The following is a 15,217-nucleotide window of genomic DNA, read 5'->3' as shown; positions in this document are numbered from 1 at the left end:
ATTCCTCGCAGCGTAACCCGCCGGCGTGTGGGTCCCGTCGCGCGGGCATGTCTTCCCCGGGGACCGGTCGGGGGGCCGGTCGCCGCACGTGGTCGCCGTACCCCCGCCTCGGGAGGTTTCACCGTGCACGCATTCACGACTCCGGCTCCGCTCGCCTGGCTCCTCGTCGCCCTGTGCGCGGTGAGCGGCCTGTTCTGTCTGGCGCGGGTGCGCGGCGCCGACCGGCGGGCCCGGGAGACCGGGGTGGCCGAGGGGGTGATGGCGCTGGTGATGGCGGTGATGGCGGTGCCCGGGGCGATGGGCGCGGCCCCGGTGGGCTGGGCCCTGCTGACGCTGTTGACGGCCGCGACCGGGCACGCCCTGTGGTCGCTGCGGCGGGGCGCCCACCACCTGCACCACCTGGTCGGCACGGCCGTGATGGCGGGGATGGCGTGGACGATGGTGGTCGGCGCCGGCGGCGGGTCGATGCCCGCGATGCCGGGCGGGGCCATGGCCGGGCACACGATGGGGGCGGCCGGCGACTCGGGCGGGGTGCTCGCGTGGGCCACGGGGGCCCTGCTGCTGTACTACGCCGGATACGTGCTGGTGGGCGGGGCCCGGCTGATCGCGCCGCCGGTCCCGGCCGGTGGCGCGGGCGGGGCCGGGGTCCTGGGCGCGGGGGCGGGCCCGGTGGTCTCCCGGGTCCGGTTCGGCGCGGGCGGCGAGGACGGGGGCGCGGTGCCGCGCGCGTGCCGACTCGCCATGGGCCTGGGCATGTTCGCGATGCTGCTGACGATGTGAGCGGGTCCCCCGGCGGTCGGCGCGGGCGTGGTCTGCGTCACCCTTGACCCGGGGGCGTACCCGGGTCGGGCGCCCGCGAAATAGGGTGACCGACATGATGGTCCCCGCCGCTCTCCTGCTGCTCGGCGCCCTGACCGCCTTCCTCGCCCCCCGTCTGCTCGCGCGTGCCCAGTGGCCCGAGCGGGAACCGGTGGTGGCCCTGTGGGTGTGGCAGTGCGTGGTCGGTGCCGTGTTGTTGTGTCCCGCGTTGGCCCTGGTGTTGAGCGCCGCGCTGTCGTGGCGGACGGTCCACGGCCGGGTCTTCGCCTCGGCCCCGCACGGGGTGGCGGAGGCGTACGGGCCGGTGGCCCAGGGCTCGTGGTCGGGCTGGGTGGCGCTGCTGTTGGCGGCGGGCGGGGTGTGGACGGGCGCGATGCTGGTGCGGGAGGTGTGGCGCGCGGGGGTCCGCCGACGGGCTCGGCGGCGTGAACTCCTGTTGCGCGCCCCGCTGTTGCCGGGCGAGGAGGCGGGTCCGGAGCGGTTGGTGGTGTTGGAGGAGGAGCGTCCCGCGGCCTGGTGGATGGCGGGGGCCACGCCCCGGTTGGTGGTGACCACCGCGGCGTTGCGGCGGCTCAAGGGGCGGCAGTTGGACGCGGTCCTGGCGCACGAGCGGGGGCACGCGACGGCCCGGCACGACTGGCTGTTGCACTGCTCGCGGGCCTTGGCGCGCGGGTTCCCGCAGGTTCCGGTGTTCGCGGCCTTCGAGGCGGAGATCCACCACTTGGTGGAGCTGGCCGCCGACGACGTGGCCTCGCGGCGCTACGGCCGGTTGACGATCGCGTTGGCGCTGGTGGGGTTGAACGAGGACCGGGGGGTGTTCGGGCCCTGCCCGACCCCGCAGGCGCACGTGCCGCGCCGGGTGCGGCGGCTGCTGTCGGCGACGCCCCGGCTGCCGGCGCGGCAGCGGTTGCGGCTCACGGCGCTGGCGGCGCTGGTGCCGGCGGTGCCGCTGGTGGTGGCGTTCGTGCCCGGGTTGTCCGCGCTGTCCTGAGCGCGGACGGGTGCCCGATCCGTGTGCCGGTGGCAGGATCGGGGGATGCGAGGCGAGCGAGCGGGACGGACCATCGGCGGGATCGGCGTGGGGTGCGGGCTCGTGGCGCTCGCGCTCACGGTGTGCGTGGCCCTGCGGGTCAGATCCGTGCTCGACGGGGACGAGTCGCTGGCCCGCGCCCTGCACGGGCACGCGCTGGCGCATCCCGGGTGGGTGACGGTGAACCGGCTGCTCAGCGACTGGCTGTGGGATCCGTGGACCTTCCGGTTGCTGATGGCCGCCGTGGTGGTGTGGTTGTGGACGCGGGGCCGGCGACGGCCGGCCGCGTGGTGCGCGGGGGCGACGGTGGTCGCGGCCGGGGTGGGGCAGGGCATGAAGGCGGCGGTGGACCGGGACCGGCCGCAGTGGACTCACCCGGTGGACAGCGCGCACTTCGCGGCGTTCCCCTCCGGGCACGCGATGACGGCGACGGTGGTGTGCGGGCTGCTGCTGTGGGCCCTGCCGGAGGTGGGGCGGCGGGCCCCGTGGTGGGCGTGGACGGCGGCGGTGGTCTCGGTGGTGGGCGTGGGTCTGACCCGCCTGTACCTGGGCGTGCACTGGGGCACCGACGTGCTCGCGGGCTGGACGCTCGGGGTGGCGCTGGTGGCGGCGGTCGCGCTGCTGGGGCCGGAGGCGCCGGCGCCGCGCGCGGCGGGGCTGGCACGGGTGCGGGGCGGGGCGGCGCGGGACGCGGCGGATGCCGGGGCGAGAGCCGCGCGGCACCGGTGACGCCGACGCGGTGTGTCGGGCCGTCCCGGGCATGAGGAAACCGGTTCTGGACGATCCCCCGCGTCGCCCAGAACCGGAATCCGCGCTGAGTATATTGGCCGGCAGCCAGTCAACGCAGGAGTAAGCATGTCCCCGCGCAGCGCGTCGGTCAATGAGGAATTGCGCAGGCGCTCCCGCGAGCGCCTGCTGAGGGCGGCGGTCGAGCTCGTCGCCGAACACGGGTACGAGGCCACGACCCTCGGGCAGATCGCCGACCGGGCGGGCACGGCCCGGGGGCTGATCTCGTACTACTTCCCGAGCAAACGGCACCTGGTGCAGTCCGCCGTGCACCGGCTGATGCACCTGACCCTGGCGGAGGCCCTGGAACGGGAGCCGGTGGGGGCCTGTCCGCAGGACGCGCTGGCCCGGGCCGTGGACGCGATCCTGGGGCTGGCCCGGGACCGGCCGACGGTGATGCGGAGCCATATGGCGGGGATCCTCACGGCGGACGGCTTCGTCCGCTGCCCGGAGCAGCAGCGGCTCGCGGAGCTGCTGCGCGGGGCGGTGGAGCGGTGGGGTTCGACCGATGTGGACCGGGACTACCCGATGCTGCGGGCCCTGCTCATGGGCGCGGTGTTCGCGGCCGTGCTGCCGGGGGCGCCGATGCCGGTGGCCCGGCTGCGGGCCGAGCTGTTCGAGCGCTTCGCCCTGCCCTGGGAGTGCGGCGCCCCGCCGGGTCCGGACCCGACCCGGGGCTGACTCAGCAGGTGGAGTGGAAGAGGGCGCCCACGGGTCGGTCTCCGGTGATCAGCGCGTGGTGGACCTCGACGGCCGTCCGGGTGTCGTGCGCGTGGACCTCCGCGCCGCTCTCGCGGAGCAGGTCGCGGGTCTCGGGGGCGATCCGCAGCCGGCTGTCCATGCCGAGGCCGAGGACCATCACCCGGGCCCCCCGGTCGAGGAGTTCGCGGACGTCCCCGGGCAGGATCCCGGGCTCGTGCCGGGTGCCGTGCGCGGCCCAGTCCCAGGGGTGGGCGCCGCCCGGGTACACGACGAAGTCCTTGCCGGGGGCGGTCCCCTCGATCGTCATCTCGCCCCAGGCCAGGCTCAGGACGCGCGGGGTGCGGGGCGGCTGTGCGGAGCGCTCGGCGTCGGTCATGCGGTGATCATGACAGGGCCGGGAGGGATCCCGACACGCCCGGGGGCGATCGATCGCGGACGGGGTGCAGACTCCTGGGGCACGCGGTGCCATCCTGGGGGCCACTCGCGGGAAGGAGCGCGCTCGTGCTTCGCGTCGCCGTCATCGGATCGGGCCCCAGCGGGGTCTACGCCGCCCAGGCCCTGGTGTCCCAGCGGGAGGTGCCGGGCGTCCACGTGGACGTGTTCGACCGGCTGCCCGCCCCGTACGGTCTGGTGCGCTACGGCGTGGCCCCCGACCACGAGAAGATCAAGTCCCTCCAGGGCAGCCTGCGGACGGTGCTCGAACACGAGCGGATCCGTTTCCTCGGCAACGTGGAGGTGGGGCCCGCGCCGCTGGACGCCGCGCTGTTGGGGCGGCTGTACCACGCCGTCGTGTACTGCGTGGGCGCGGCCCGGGACCGGCTGCTCGACGTGCCCGGGGAGGAGTTGGCGGGGGTGTGCTCGGCCACCTCCTTCGTCTCCTGGTACAGCGCCCACCCGGACGCGGCCGGGGCCTCCTTCGGCCTGTCGGGGGTGCGCTCGGCGGTGGTGATCGGGGCCGGGAACGTGGCGGTGGACGTGGCGCGGCTGCTCGTGCGGGAGGCCGGGGAGCTGGCGTCCACGGACATCCCGGACGGGGCGCTGGGCGCGCTGGCGGGCAGCGGGGTGCGTGCGGTGTCGATGGTGGCGCGCCGGGGGCCCTCGGACGGCCGGTTCACCACGAAGGAGCTGCGGGAGCTGGGCGCGCTGTCGGGGGTGGTGAGCACGGTGGACGCGGCGGAGTGCGCGGTGGATCCGGCGTGGTCGGATCCCGGGGTGGCGGCGGGGCTGCCGGCGGGCGCGCGGCGGAATCTGGAGGTGCTGCGCGGGTGGGCCGGGCGGGCCCCGGCCGGCGGGGAGCGGCGGCTGGGGTTGCGGTTCTACCGGCGTCCGGTGGAGATCGTGGACGACGGGTCGGGGGCGGCGGCCGGGGTGCGCTTCGAGCGGACGGAGCCGGACGGGCGGGGCGGGGTGCGGGGCACGGGGTCCTTCGAGGTGGTGCCGGCGGAGTTGGTGTTGCGGGCGGTGGGCTATCGGGGGGTGCCGTTGCCGGGCCTGCCCTTCGACGCGGGGCGGGGCACGGTGCCGCACGCGGCGGGGCGGGTGGTGCGGGCGGGCCGGGCCTCGCTCGGGGAGTACGTGGCGGGGTGGATCAAGCGCGGGCCGACGGGGGTGATCGGGACGAACCGGCCGTGCGCGAAGGAGACGGTGTCCTCGCTGCTCGCGGACGCGGGGGCGCTGGTGGCCCGGGGCGGGCGGTCGGAGGATCCGCTGCCGGTGTTGCGGGCGGCGGGGCTGCGGCCGGTGTTGTGGCCGGGGTGGTTGGCGATCGAGGCGGCCGAGGCGGCGCTGGGCCGGCGTTCGGGTCGGGGGCCGGTGAAGATCGCGGACTGGGCCGGGCTGCTGGCGGCGGCCGGGGCGGCCGGGGATCGGCCGGCCGGGGGCTGAGGGCGACCGGCCGGGGTCGGGCGTGCTCAGGCGTTCTCGCGGGCCCGTTCGGCCTCGACGGCCCGCAGCACGCTGTCGAGGAGGCCGGGGAAGAGGGCGTCGAGTTCGGTGCGGCGCAGGGCGTTGAGCTTGGCGGTGCCCTGGTAGGACTGGCTGATCACGCCGCTGTCGCGGAGCACCCGGAAGTGGTGGGTGCTGGTGGACTTGGTGACCGGCAGGCCGAACCAGGAGCAGGAGAGGGCCTCCTCGCGGACGGCGAGTTCGTACACGACGGCCAGTCGCATGGGGTCGGCGAGGGCGTGCAGCACGGCTTCGAGGCGGATGTCGGCGGCCTCGGGGTGCGCGGGGACGCGCGAGGGGGCGCCCGGGGTCACGGGGATCCTGGTCATGCCGCACCTCCTTCCCTCGTCGGATGCGTGTTCGTACGAGGGGCATCGTAGGACAGGCGCGGGCCGGCGGGCGGTTTTCCGCCGGCCCGACGCTTTCGGGTCAGGAGCGGTGGTACTGGTTCGGGATCGCGATCTCGGCCCCGAGCTCGCGGGCGGCGCGGCGGGCCCAGTGCGGGTCGCGCAGCAGTTCGCGGCCGAGCAGCACGGCCGCGGCCTCCCCGTTGGCGAGGATCTTCTCGGCCTGGGCGGGTTCGGTGATCAGGCCGACGGCGGCGGCGGGCAGCTCGGTCTCGCGCTGGACGCGGGCGGCGAAGGAGACCTGGTAGCCGGGGAAGACGGGGATGCGCACGCGCGGGGCGAGGCCGCCGGTGGACACGTCGAGGAGGTCCACGCCGTGCTCGCGCAGGATCGGGGCGAGGCGGACGGTGTCGTCCTCGGTCCAGCCCTCCTCGTCGAGCCAGTCGGTGGCGGAGATCCGGAAGAACACCGGCAGGTCCTCGGGCCAGACGGCGCGCACGGCGTCGACCACCTCGACGGCGAAGCGGATCCGGTTCTCGAAGGAGCCGCCGTAGCGGTCGGTGCGGCGGTTGCTGTGCGGGGAGAGGAACTGGCCGATCAGGTATCCGTGGGCGCCGTGCACCTCGACCACCCGGTAGCCGGCGTCCAGGGCGCGGCGGGCGGCGGCGGCGAAGTCGGCGACGACGCCGGCGATCTCCTCCTCGGTCAGCGCGTGCGGGACCGGCTGGCCCTCGTCGTAGGGGACGGCGCTGGGGGCCACGGTGGCCCAGCCGCCCTCGGCCTCGGTGATCGGGCCGCCGCCTTCCCAGGTGACGGCGGTGGACGCCTTGCGGCCGGCGTGGGAGAGCTGGACGCCGGGGACGGCGCCCTGGGCGGTGAGGAAGGAGGTGAGGCGGCGGGCGGCCGTGACCTGCTCCTCGTTCCACAGGCCGAGGTCGTGGGCGGAGATCCGGCCCTCGGGCGAGACGGCCGTGGCCTCCTGGACGATCAGGCCGGCGCCGCCGACGGCGCGGGCCGCGTAGTGGGCGAAGTGCCAGTCCGTGACCGCCCCGGCCAGCGGGCCGTCGGCGGCGGCGCTGTACTGGCACATGGCCGCCATCCAGACCCGGTTCGGGACGGTCAGCGAGCGCAGGGTGTACGGGGCGAACAGGGCGGCGGTCATGGGACGGCTCCGGGGGTCGGTCGGCGCCGCCGTTCGGCGCCGGGTACGAGAATCACCGTACTACGAGTTTCCTCGTATTACGAGAGTTCTCGTACTACGAGAACTCTCGTACCAGCGGGGCGGGCGCGTCGCCGCGCCCTTCGCCGCCGGCGGGTCCAGACTGGCGGGGCGGGACCCTCACGACCCCGCGCCCGCCGGGTCGCGGTCCCCCCGGTGGAAGGGTGTGCACGATGACCGACGTTCTGTTGCTCGTGGGGACGCGCAAGGGCCTCTTCATCGGTGAACGCGTCGCGGGCCGCGATTGGTCCTTCCGGCCGCCCGAATTCAACGCGCAGGCCGTCTCGGCCGTGGCCGTGGACCGCCGCGGGCCCGTTCCCCGGCTGCTCGCGGCGGGCGACAGCGCGCACTGGGGCCCTTCCGTCTTCCACTCCGACGACCTCGGGGCGACCTGGCACGAGCCGACCGCGCCGGCCGTCCGCTTCCCCGCCGACACCGGCGCCTCGCTGGAACGGGTCTGGCAGTTGCACCCGGCCGGGCCCGAGGCCCCCGACGTGGTGTACGCGGGCACCGAGCCGGCCGCCCTGTTCCGCTCCGAGGACCGGGGCGAGAGCTTCGACCTGGTCCGCCCGCTGTGGGAGCACCCCACCCGCTCGGCCTGGGTGCCGGGCGGCGGCGGCGAGGGGCTGCACACCGTGCTGACCGACCCCCGCGACCCGGCCGCCGTGACGGTCGCCGTCTCCACCGCCGGGGTCTTCCGCACTCTCGACGGCGGCGCGAGCTGGGCTCCGTCCAACCGCGGGGTCTCGGCCGTCTTCCTGCCCGACCCGGACCCGGAGTTCGGGCAGTGCGTGCACAAGGTGGCCCGGGACGCGGGCGATCCGGACCGGCTCTACCTCCAGAACCACTGGGGCGTGTTCCGCAGCGACGACGCCGGGGCGCACTGGACCGACGTGGGCTCCCCGCTCCCCTCCGACTTCGGCTTCGCGGTGGCCGCGCACCCGCACCGGGCCGACACCGCCTACGTGTTCCCGCTCAACGCCGACTCCGACCGGGTGCCGGCCGAACACCGGTGCCGACCGTTCCGCACCCGCGACGCGGGCCGCACCTGGGAGCCGTTGGAGAACGGCCTGCCGACCGGGGACCACTACGGCACGGTGCTCCGCGACGCCCTGTGCACGGACGACGCCGACCCCGCCGGGATCTACTTCGGCAACCGCAACGGCGAGGTGTACGCGAGCGCCGACGACGGGGACTCCTGGCGGCTGCTCGCCTCGCACCTGCCGGACGTGCTGTGCGTGCGCGCGGCGGTGATCGACTGACGGCCCCTCCGAAGGGGCCGCGCGGAGGTCCGCACGGGCCTTTCGGTCCGGCCGCGTTGTCGGTGTGGGCCGATAGAGTGAACCCGTGGCTGCACGACCGTTGAATGAGATCGTCGAACCGAACTGGGCCCGGGCCCTCGAACCGGTCGCCGGGGAGATCGCCGCGATGGGCGACTTCCTGCGTGCCGAGATCGCCGCCGGGCGCACCTACCTACCGGCGGGCGCGCAGATCCTGCGCGCCTTCCAACAACCCTTCGACGAGGTCAAGGTCCTCATCGTCGGGCAGGACCCCTATCCGACCCCGGGGCACGCGGTCGGGCTGTCCTTCTCCGTGGCCCCGGAGGTGAACCCGATCCCGCCGAGCCTGGACAACATCTTCCTGGAACTGCACCGGGACATCGGGCACCCGCGACCGGCCAACGGGGACCTCACGCCCTGGACCCGCCAGGGCGTGCTGCTGCTCAACCGTTCCCTGAGCGTGGCCCCCCGACGCCCCAACTCGCACGCGGGCAAGGGCTGGGAGGCCGTCACCGAGCAGGCGATCCGGGCGCTGGCGGCGCGCGGCAAGCCCCTGGTGTCGATCCTGTGGGGCCGGCCGGCGCGCAACCTGCGCCCGCTGCTGGGCGAGTTGCCGGCGATCGAGTCCACCCACCCCTCGCCCCGGTCGGCGGACAACGGGTTCTTCGGATCCCGCCCGTTCAGCCGGACCAACGAGCTGCTGCTCCAGCAGGGCGCGACCCCGGTGGACTGGTCGCTGCCGCCGATGGCCGGCGCCTGACCCTCGCCGTCGGCACCCCTCGCGGCGCAGGTCGCGAGGGGTGCCGACGCTCTCCGGGAGGGGCGTCGGGGGTGTCGGGGGTCACGACACGGTCCGGACAAGCCCGCTGACCGTATGTGACATTCGCCGGATAAATCCGGACAGATGCCGTCCGAGTGAACCCTGACCGAACAGCCGGTGCGCGAAAACCAGTACCATGCGGCGCCATGAGCACCCCCACTGGGCCTGCGAACGGCCTGCCCGTACGAATGCCCCGACCTCGACAGACCGGGCGGCACCGCCGCCCCGAGCCCGCGTCGGCTCCCCAGGGTGCCCCCGCTCTGGTCCTCGCCGTACCGGGGACCCCGTCGGCCGCCTCGCGCGGCCTCGCGGAGGAGCTGATCAGCATCGGGCGCTCCGAGCTGCCGGGCCTGGAGGTCCGGATCGGCTACCTGGAGGGCGGGACCGGGGAGGACGCCGAGTTCCCCTCGCTGTCCTCGGTGTTGGACACGGTCGCCGCCGAGCGGACCGCGCGCGCGGAGTTCGCCCGGGCCGCCGGCCAGGACGTGCCCCGCCCCACCGGCCCGGACGCGGTCGTGGTGCCCCTGCTGGCCGGCCCCGACGCCGACCTGCTGCGCCGCACCCGACGCGCCCTGATGGACTCCACCGCGGCCGCCGAACTGGCCGACGTGCTCGGCCCGCACCCGCTGCTGGCCGAGGCCCTGCACGTGCGCCTGTCGGAGGCCGGGCTGGCCCGCGCGGACCGCGCGCGCCTGTTCACCGTGACCACCGCCGCCGACGGCATCATCCTGGCCACCACCGGCGGCGAGGAGGCCGTGCAGGCGGCCGGCATCACCGGGATGCTGCTGGCGGCCCGTCTGGCGGTGCCGGTGATCGCGGCCGCGCTCGACGACGAGGGCGCGGTGGCGGCCGTGGCGGCGCGACTGCGCGAATCGGGTTCCACGAACCTGGCGTTGGCCCCGTACCTGATCGGCCCGGAGACCCCCGAGGGCCTGCTCGACACGGCGTGCAAGGAGGCCGAGTGCCGGGCCGCCGAGACCCTCGGCGCCTACCCGGCGCTGGGCAAGCGGGCCGTGGCCCAGTACGCGGCGGCGCTGGGCATCCCGCAGCCGGCCGGGGCCCGCTGACGCGGACGTCACCCGTCCGGACGGGTTCGTCCCCAGGGGACCGAGGGGGCCCGGTGCCACGCGTGAGCGCGCGGTGCCGGGCCCCCTCGGTGTCGCGGGCGGGGTCAGGGGCCGAACAGGACGCGGCTGGGGGCGCGGACGGCGAGGGCGCCGGCGGCGCTCGGCAGGCCGCTGTCGGGGTCGGTGTCGAACCAGGTGACCGCGCCGGAGCGTTCGTTGGCCACGTACAGCCGGCCCGTCAGCGGGTCCTGGGCGAGGTCGCGCGGCCACGCCCCGCCGCAGGGCACGCTGCCGACGAGGGCGGGCGCGGCCGGATCGGGGGCGAGTTCCCAGGTGACCAGGGTGTCGGTGCCGCGCACGGCGATCCACAGGTGTCGGCCGGTGGGGTCGACGACGATGCCGGAGGGGTAGGCCCGCGCCCCGCCGGGGGCGCCCGCGGCCGGGATCGGCAGCTCCGCGAGCACCGTCACCTCGCCCGAGCCGGCGTCGAGACGGCAGACGCTGACCAGCGGCTCCAACTCGTGGGCCACGTAGAAGAGTCCGGCGGTGGGGTGGAAGGCGAGGTGACGGGGGCCGGCGCCGGCCCGCAGGCGGGTCTCGGAGCGGACGCGCGGGGCGCCGTCGGGGCCTTCGGCGTCGTGGACGCGGACGGTGTCGGTGCCGAGGTCCGCCGAGAGCAGCAGGCGTCCGGTGGGGTCGACGACGACCTGGTGGGCGTGCGGGCGCTCCTGCCGGTCGGGGTCGGGGCCGGTGCCTCGGTACGGCAGGACCCGGGCCGGGCCGCGCGGGGCGCCGGCGGGGTCGAGGGCGACCGAACTGAGGCTGCCGTCGGTGTAGTTCGCGCTGACCAGCCGGTCGCCGAAGCGGGCCAGGTGGGTGGGGCCGGCGGCCTCGGTGGGCACCGGCGCGCCGACCGGGGTCAGGGCTCCGGTGCGCGGGTCGGCGCGGAAGGAGGCGATGAGGCCGCGGTCGTTCTCGCTGACGGCGTGCAGGAGGCCGGGGCGGTCGCCGGCGGCGAGCCAGGAGGGGTCGGGCAGGGTGTCGTGGCTCGCGCGCGCGGTGAGGGCGCCGGTGGCGGGGTCGACGGCGGCGGTGGTGATGCCGGCGCCGCCGGCGGAGGTGAAGGAGCCGATGAAGGCCCAGCGGTCGGCCGGGGCGGCGCCCGCGGGGGTGTCCGTCGTCGTGGTTCCTGCCTGGCCCATCGGGCTCCTCCGCTCGCCGCCGTGACGGGCGGGCGCGCGGCCGGCGCGCGGGCGGGCCGGCGCCGGGCTCGGGTGCGCCTTCGCCCTGGTGAGGCGACGGTAGCAGAAGGTCTAGACCAGACCGTGTCCTTGGGCGCGTTCGGCGGCCCCGGCGTGGTGCCGGTAGGCGGGGCCCGACTCGTGGTTCTCGTAGGTGCGGTGGAAGACGGGGGTGGCGGAGCCGGAGATCGGCGGCACGATCCAGGCCCAGTCGGCGCCTACCTCGCGGCCCTTGCGCTCCTCACGGTCGATGTGGGCGAGGAAGCGGCGGGACTCGGTGTGGTGGTCGGCCATGGTGACCCCGGCCCGGTCGAAGGAGTGCAGGACGGCGCGGTTGAGCTCGACCAGGGCCCGGTCCTTCCACAGCGAGCGCTCGCTGGACAGGTCGAGGCCGAGCCGGAGGGCCACCACGGGCAGCAGGTTGTAGCGGTCCTCGTCGCCGAGGTTGCGGGCCCCGATCTCGGTGCCCATGTACCAGCCGTTGAAGGGGGCGGCGGGATAGCGCACGCCACCGATCTCCAGGCACATGTTGGAGATGGCGGGCACGGCGTGCCAGCGCAGGCCCCAGTCCGCCCAGTGGTCGTCGTCGGGGTGCCGGATGGGGACCTCCAGGACCGCCTCGGGGGGCAGTTCGAACCAGCGGGGCTCCTCCCCCGCGCCCTGCACCACCAGCGGCAGCACGTCGAAGGGGGTGCCCGCGCCGCCGGTCCAGCCCATCCGGCGCAGGGCTCGGGTCAGCGGGGCGTTGCGGGGGTCGCCCACGAAGGCGCTGTCCTGGTCCCCGTAGCCGGCGTAGCGGATGAGCTGCTCGTTCCAGATCACCGGGCCGGGGCGGTCGGGGGCGTCGGGGGCGAAGACGGTGAGGGTGGGGCGGATCCGACCGTCGTTGCCGGCCTCCGTCAGGTGGGCGGCGCACTCCTCGGCGATGGTGTCGGCGTCGGCGACCTCGCGGCGGTCGCGGACCCGCAGCGAGTTCCAGTACAGCCGGCCGATGCAGCGGTTGCTGTTGCGCCACGCGACGCGGGCGCCGTGGGTCAGCTCCTCCGGGGTGTGCCGGTAGGTGCCGGTCTCGGCGAGTTCGGCCCGGACGGCGTCGAGCCGTGCGCGGGGGTCGCCCGCGCCGGGTATCTCGCGGTGGTACAGGCGGATGAACTCCTCCGCCTCGGCCCACACCCGCGGGTCCACCTCGTGGGTGGTGATGACACCCTGTCGCATCGTCTTCATCCCGGACGACTACCCCCTGCCGAATGCGCGTGCCTGGACCAGGGACCCGTTCTACCGCCGGGGGCGGGCGGTCGGGGGTCAGGTGGACGCGGCTCACTCCGACGGGTGAGCTTCACCGGTTGGGCCCCGCACGGGGCGGCCGGCGCGTACCATCCGGCGCCCTCTCGGAGTCGTGGGAGCACAGGGGATTCCGGGCACGAAAAAACCCCGACGGCAATTGACCCGTCAGGGTGTCGAGCGTATCTTGGGAGATTCGCGTCTTCGTTTCCCGAAGTTCTTCAGGGCGATACGCGGAAGGCTATAAGGGCACTCTATCGCGTCGGGAGTCACATTGTCAACCGAGGAATTCCGAAACGAACAGGAATTCGTCACGGAGCTGTACCACCACCTCGACGACCTGCGGGAACGTGCCGAAAGGGCGGTCCGGGAGGCGCTGCGCGAGGTCGGTACGGGATTTCAGGCCCGGCTCGAACGAGATGTCCTGGTCGCCGAACAGTCGGGGCTGTTGGCGGCATTGGACGCGGGGGAGAACGGGCTCTGCTTCGGGCGCCTGGATTTCGCCGACGGAGCCGATCACCACATCGGCCGGATCGGGGTCCGACGCGACGACGCCGAGCGCACCCCGCTCGTCCTGGACTGGCGGGCCGACCGGGCCCGGCCCTTCTACCTGGCCACCGGCCGACACCCGATGGGCCTGCGCCGCCGACGTCACATCACCACCTCCGGGCGCACCGTCACCGCCCTGCACGACGAGATCCTCGACCTGACCGACCCGGAGCGCACCGGGCACGAGGGCGCCACCGCCGACGCGGTGCTGCTGGCCGCCCTGGACTCGGCCCGCACCGGCCGGATGCACGACATCGTCGAGACCGTGCAGGCCGAACAGGACCGGGTGATCCGCGCGCCCGACCGGGGCGTGCTGGTGGTCGAGGGCGGACCCGGCACCGGGAAGACGGCCGTGGCCCTGCACCGGGCCGCCTACCTGCTGTACGCGCACCGCGAGCGCCTGGCCCGGCGCGGGGTGCTGATCGTGGGCCCCAACCCCGCGTTCCTCGGTTACATCGGGGAGGTGCTGCCCGCCCTGGGCGAGACCGGGGTGCTGCTCGCCTCGATCGGCGAGCTGTACCCGGGGGTGCGGGCGACCGCCGCCGAGGGGCCCGGCGCGGCCGAGGTGAAGGGGCGCGCGGAACTCGCCGGGGTGCTGGCCGCCGTGGTCCGCGACCGGCAGCGACTGCCCGAGACGGTGCCCGCCGACTGCGGCGAGGAGAGCCTGGGGGCGGACGGCCGGCCCGTGCTGCCGGAGCCGGCCGTCGAGGTGGACCACGAGGAGTACGGCACCCTGCTGCTGCACCGGACCATGGCGCACGCCGCCCGGGACCGGGCGCGCGGCACCGGGCTGCCGCACAACCTCGCGCGCCCCTACTTCGCGTTCGCCGTGATCGACGCGCTCACCGAACAACTCGTGGACCGGCTCGGCGCGGACCCCTACGGGGGCCCGAACCTGCTGGGGCCCGACGACGCCGCCCAGCTCGGCAAGGAGGTGGCCACGAGCCCGGCGGTGCACGCGGCCGTCGACGAGCTGTGGCCCGAGCTCACCCCGGAGGAGCTGGTGACGGACTTCCTCGCCGAGCCCACGCACCTCTCGGCGATCGACGCCGCACTGATCCGGCGCCCCGCCGGCGCGCCGTGGACCCCCTCGGACGTGCCGCTGCTGGACGAGGCCGCGGAGCTGCTGGGCGTGGACGAGACCGCGCGGCACGCGGCCGAGCAGCGCGAACGGGAGCGGCGGATCGCCTACGCGCAAGGGGTCCTGGACCTGTCGGCGGGCTCGGAGTCCTACGAGTTCGAGGACGAGGAGAGCGAGCTGCTGGCCGCGCACGACCTGATCGACGCCGAGCGGATGGCGGAGCGGCACGAGGAGGCCGACCACCGCACGACGGCGGAGCGGGCGGCGGCGGACCGTACCTGGGCCTTCGGGCACGTGATCGTGGACGAGGCGCAGGAGCTGTCGGCGATGGCCTGGCGGCTGCTGATGCGGCGCAGTCCGACCCGCTCCATGACCCTGGTCGGGGATCCGGCCCAGACCGGGGACGAGGCCGGGATCGGCTCCTGGGCGGAGATTCTGGCGCCGTGGGTGGAGGACCGCTGGGAGCTGGTGCGGCTCGGGGTGAACTACCGGACCCCGGCCGAGCTGATGGAGGTCGCGGCGGGGGTGCTGCGGGCCCGGGACCCGCGGTTCGAGCCGCCGGCCTCGGTGCGGTCCACCGGGGTGCGGCCGTGGGCCCTGCGGGTGCCGGGCGGGGACTCGGGGCCGGAGCCGGCCGGGTGGTCGGCGGCGGTGGCGCGGGCGGTGACCGAGCTGCGCACGGAGCACGGGCGGCTGGCGGTGATCGCTCCCCCGGAGCTGCACGCGACGCTCGCGGCGGACCTGGTCGGGGCCGGGGCGGGGGCGGAGCCGGATCTGACCCGGCCCGTGGTGGTGCTGGAGCCCCGGGCGGCGAAGGGCCTGGAGTTCGACGCGGTGGTGGTGGTCGAACCGGCCGCGTTCGCGCCCAGCGACCTGTACGTGGCGCTGACCCGGGCCACCCGGAGTCTGGGCGTCGTGCACGCGGCGCCGCTGCCGGCGGGGCTGGAGACGCTGCCGGAGCACGCCGGGGCGCGCTGAGCACGGGGCGGCCCCGGACCGCGCACCGCCCTCGGGAGGGCGGTGGCGGCGCGGGGCCGGCGGGGTGTGCGGC

Annotated in this window: 14 protein-coding genes; 9 read left to right on the top strand and 5 right to left on the bottom strand. The window is 75.6% G+C overall.

Annotated elements, in window-relative coordinates:
- The first annotated feature begins 123 nt into the window (after window positions 1-123).
- The 4 genes from ACN20G_RS25200 to ACN20G_RS25185 all read left to right on the top strand — a co-directional run bounded on the left by ACN20G_RS25200 (window position 124) and on the right by ACN20G_RS25185 (window position 3,316).
- Entirely contained in the window at window positions 124-780 is a 657-nt protein-coding gene (locus ACN20G_RS25200; RefSeq protein WP_424215096.1) for a DUF5134 domain-containing protein, read from the top strand.
- A gap of 94 nt (window positions 781-874) precedes the next feature.
- Window positions 875-1,810 carry a M56 family metallopeptidase gene (locus ACN20G_RS25195; RefSeq protein ID WP_424215095.1) on the top strand — a complete coding sequence of 312 codons (936 nt, stop codon included), beginning with the start codon at window positions 875-877 and terminating at the stop codon, window positions 1,808-1,810.
- A gap of 45 nt (window positions 1,811-1,855) precedes the next feature.
- Window positions 1,856-2,578, top strand: coding sequence for a phosphatase PAP2 family protein (locus ACN20G_RS25190; protein WP_424215094.1), 723 nt, complete (start codon window positions 1,856-1,858; stop codon window positions 2,576-2,578).
- Window positions 2,579-2,704: 126 nt separating this feature from the next.
- Window positions 2,705-3,316 carry a TetR/AcrR family transcriptional regulator gene (locus ACN20G_RS25185; RefSeq protein WP_424215093.1) on the top strand — a complete coding sequence of 204 codons (612 nt, stop codon included), beginning with the start codon at window positions 2,705-2,707 and terminating at the stop codon, window positions 3,314-3,316.
- 1 nt (window position 3,317) lies between these two features.
- Here the strand turns inward: ACN20G_RS25185 and ACN20G_RS25180 are convergent, their stop codons facing one another.
- Complete coding sequence (locus ACN20G_RS25180; protein WP_424215092.1) at window positions 3,318-3,713, bottom strand: Mth938-like domain-containing protein; 396 nt, start codon at window positions 3,711-3,713, stop codon at window positions 3,318-3,320.
- Window positions 3,714-3,838: 125 nt separating this feature from the next.
- Between ACN20G_RS25180 and ACN20G_RS25175 the strand changes: the two genes are divergently transcribed.
- Window positions 3,839-5,221 carry an FAD-dependent oxidoreductase gene (locus ACN20G_RS25175; protein ID WP_424215091.1) on the top strand — a complete coding sequence of 461 codons (1,383 nt, stop codon included), beginning with the start codon at window positions 3,839-3,841 and terminating at the stop codon, window positions 5,219-5,221.
- Between the two features lie 26 nt (window positions 5,222-5,247).
- Here the strand turns inward: ACN20G_RS25175 and ACN20G_RS25170 are convergent, their stop codons facing one another.
- Complete coding sequence (locus ACN20G_RS25170; RefSeq protein ID WP_424215090.1) at window positions 5,248-5,610, bottom strand: ArsR/SmtB family transcription factor; 363 nt, start codon at window positions 5,608-5,610, stop codon at window positions 5,248-5,250.
- A gap of 100 nt (window positions 5,611-5,710) precedes the next feature.
- A complete protein-coding gene (locus tag ACN20G_RS25165) occupies window positions 5,711-6,790 on the bottom strand; it encodes an NADH:flavin oxidoreductase/NADH oxidase (RefSeq protein ID WP_424215089.1) in 1,080 nt (359 codons plus the stop codon).
- 230 nt (window positions 6,791-7,020) lie between these two features.
- Between ACN20G_RS25165 and ACN20G_RS25160 the strand changes: the two genes are divergently transcribed.
- The 3 genes from ACN20G_RS25160 to ACN20G_RS25150 all read left to right on the top strand — a co-directional run bounded on the left by ACN20G_RS25160 (window position 7,021) and on the right by ACN20G_RS25150 (window position 10,014).
- On the top strand, window positions 7,021-8,109 hold the full coding sequence (locus tag ACN20G_RS25160) for a WD40/YVTN/BNR-like repeat-containing protein (RefSeq protein WP_424215088.1): 1,089 nt from the start codon (window positions 7,021-7,023) through the stop codon (window positions 8,107-8,109).
- Window positions 8,110-8,194: 85 nt separating this feature from the next.
- On the top strand, window positions 8,195-8,887 hold the full coding sequence (locus ACN20G_RS25155; RefSeq protein ID WP_424215087.1) for a uracil-DNA glycosylase: 693 nt from the start codon (window positions 8,195-8,197) through the stop codon (window positions 8,885-8,887).
- 206 nt (window positions 8,888-9,093) lie between these two features.
- Entirely contained in the window at window positions 9,094-10,014 is a 921-nt protein-coding gene (locus ACN20G_RS25150) for a sirohydrochlorin chelatase (RefSeq protein WP_424215086.1), read from the top strand.
- Window positions 10,015-10,118: 104 nt separating this feature from the next.
- On the opposite strand, the gene ACN20G_RS25145 is transcribed toward ACN20G_RS25150, so the two are convergent.
- Entirely contained in the window at window positions 10,119-11,216 is a 1,098-nt protein-coding gene (locus tag ACN20G_RS25145; protein ID WP_424215085.1) for a lactonase family protein, read from the bottom strand.
- Between the two features lie 111 nt (window positions 11,217-11,327).
- Window positions 11,328-12,470: a nitric oxide synthase oxygenase gene (locus ACN20G_RS25140; protein ID WP_424215084.1), complete on the bottom strand. Its 1,143-nt coding sequence runs from the start codon at window positions 12,468-12,470 to the stop codon at window positions 11,328-11,330.
- A 340-nt stretch (window positions 12,471-12,810) separates the two neighbouring features.
- Between ACN20G_RS25140 and ACN20G_RS25135 the strand changes: the two genes are divergently transcribed.
- The gene (locus ACN20G_RS25135; protein WP_424215083.1) at window positions 12,811-15,144 is read left to right on the top strand and encodes a HelD family protein; all 2,334 of its coding nucleotides are present in this window, start codon (window positions 12,811-12,813) and stop codon (window positions 15,142-15,144) included.
- Window positions 15,145-15,217: the final 73 nt, after the last annotated feature.

This window comes from Streptomyces dryopteridis, from assembly GCF_049606955.1.
Lineage (GTDB): Bacteria > Actinomycetota > Actinomycetes > Streptomycetales > Streptomycetaceae > Streptomyces.
This window is presented reverse-complemented; position numbering and strand designations above follow the sequence as displayed.

Bases quoted from the DNA above. Each gene is read 5' to 3' on its own strand.
- ACN20G_RS25195 (WP_424215095.1), top strand. From the start codon at position 875: ATGATGGTCCCCGCCGCTCTCCTGCTGCTCGGCGCCCTGACCGCCTTC.
- ACN20G_RS25190 (WP_424215094.1), top strand. From the start codon at position 1,856: ATGCGAGGCGAGCGAGCGGGACGGACCATCGGCGGGATCGGCGTGGGG.
- ACN20G_RS25185 (WP_424215093.1), top strand. From the start codon at position 2,705: ATGTCCCCGCGCAGCGCGTCGGTCAATGAGGAATTGCGCAGGCGCTCC.
- ACN20G_RS25180 (WP_424215092.1), bottom strand. From the start codon at position 3,713: ATGACCGACGCCGAGCGCTCCGCACAGCCGCCCCGCACCCCGCGCGTC.
- ACN20G_RS25170 (WP_424215090.1), bottom strand. From the start codon at position 5,610: ATGACCAGGATCCCCGTGACCCCGGGCGCCCCCTCGCGCGTCCCCGCG.
- ACN20G_RS25165 (WP_424215089.1), bottom strand. From the start codon at position 6,790: ATGACCGCCGCCCTGTTCGCCCCGTACACCCTGCGCTCGCTGACCGTC.
- ACN20G_RS25160 (WP_424215088.1), top strand. From the start codon at position 7,021: ATGACCGACGTTCTGTTGCTCGTGGGGACGCGCAAGGGCCTCTTCATC.
- ACN20G_RS25150 (WP_424215086.1), top strand. From the start codon at position 9,094: ATGAGCACCCCCACTGGGCCTGCGAACGGCCTGCCCGTACGAATGCCC.
- ACN20G_RS25145 (WP_424215085.1), bottom strand. From the start codon at position 11,216: ATGGGCCAGGCAGGAACCACGACGACGGACACCCCCGCGGGCGCCGCC.
- ACN20G_RS25140 (WP_424215084.1), bottom strand. From the start codon at position 12,470: ATGCGACAGGGTGTCATCACCACCCACGAGGTGGACCCGCGGGTGTGG.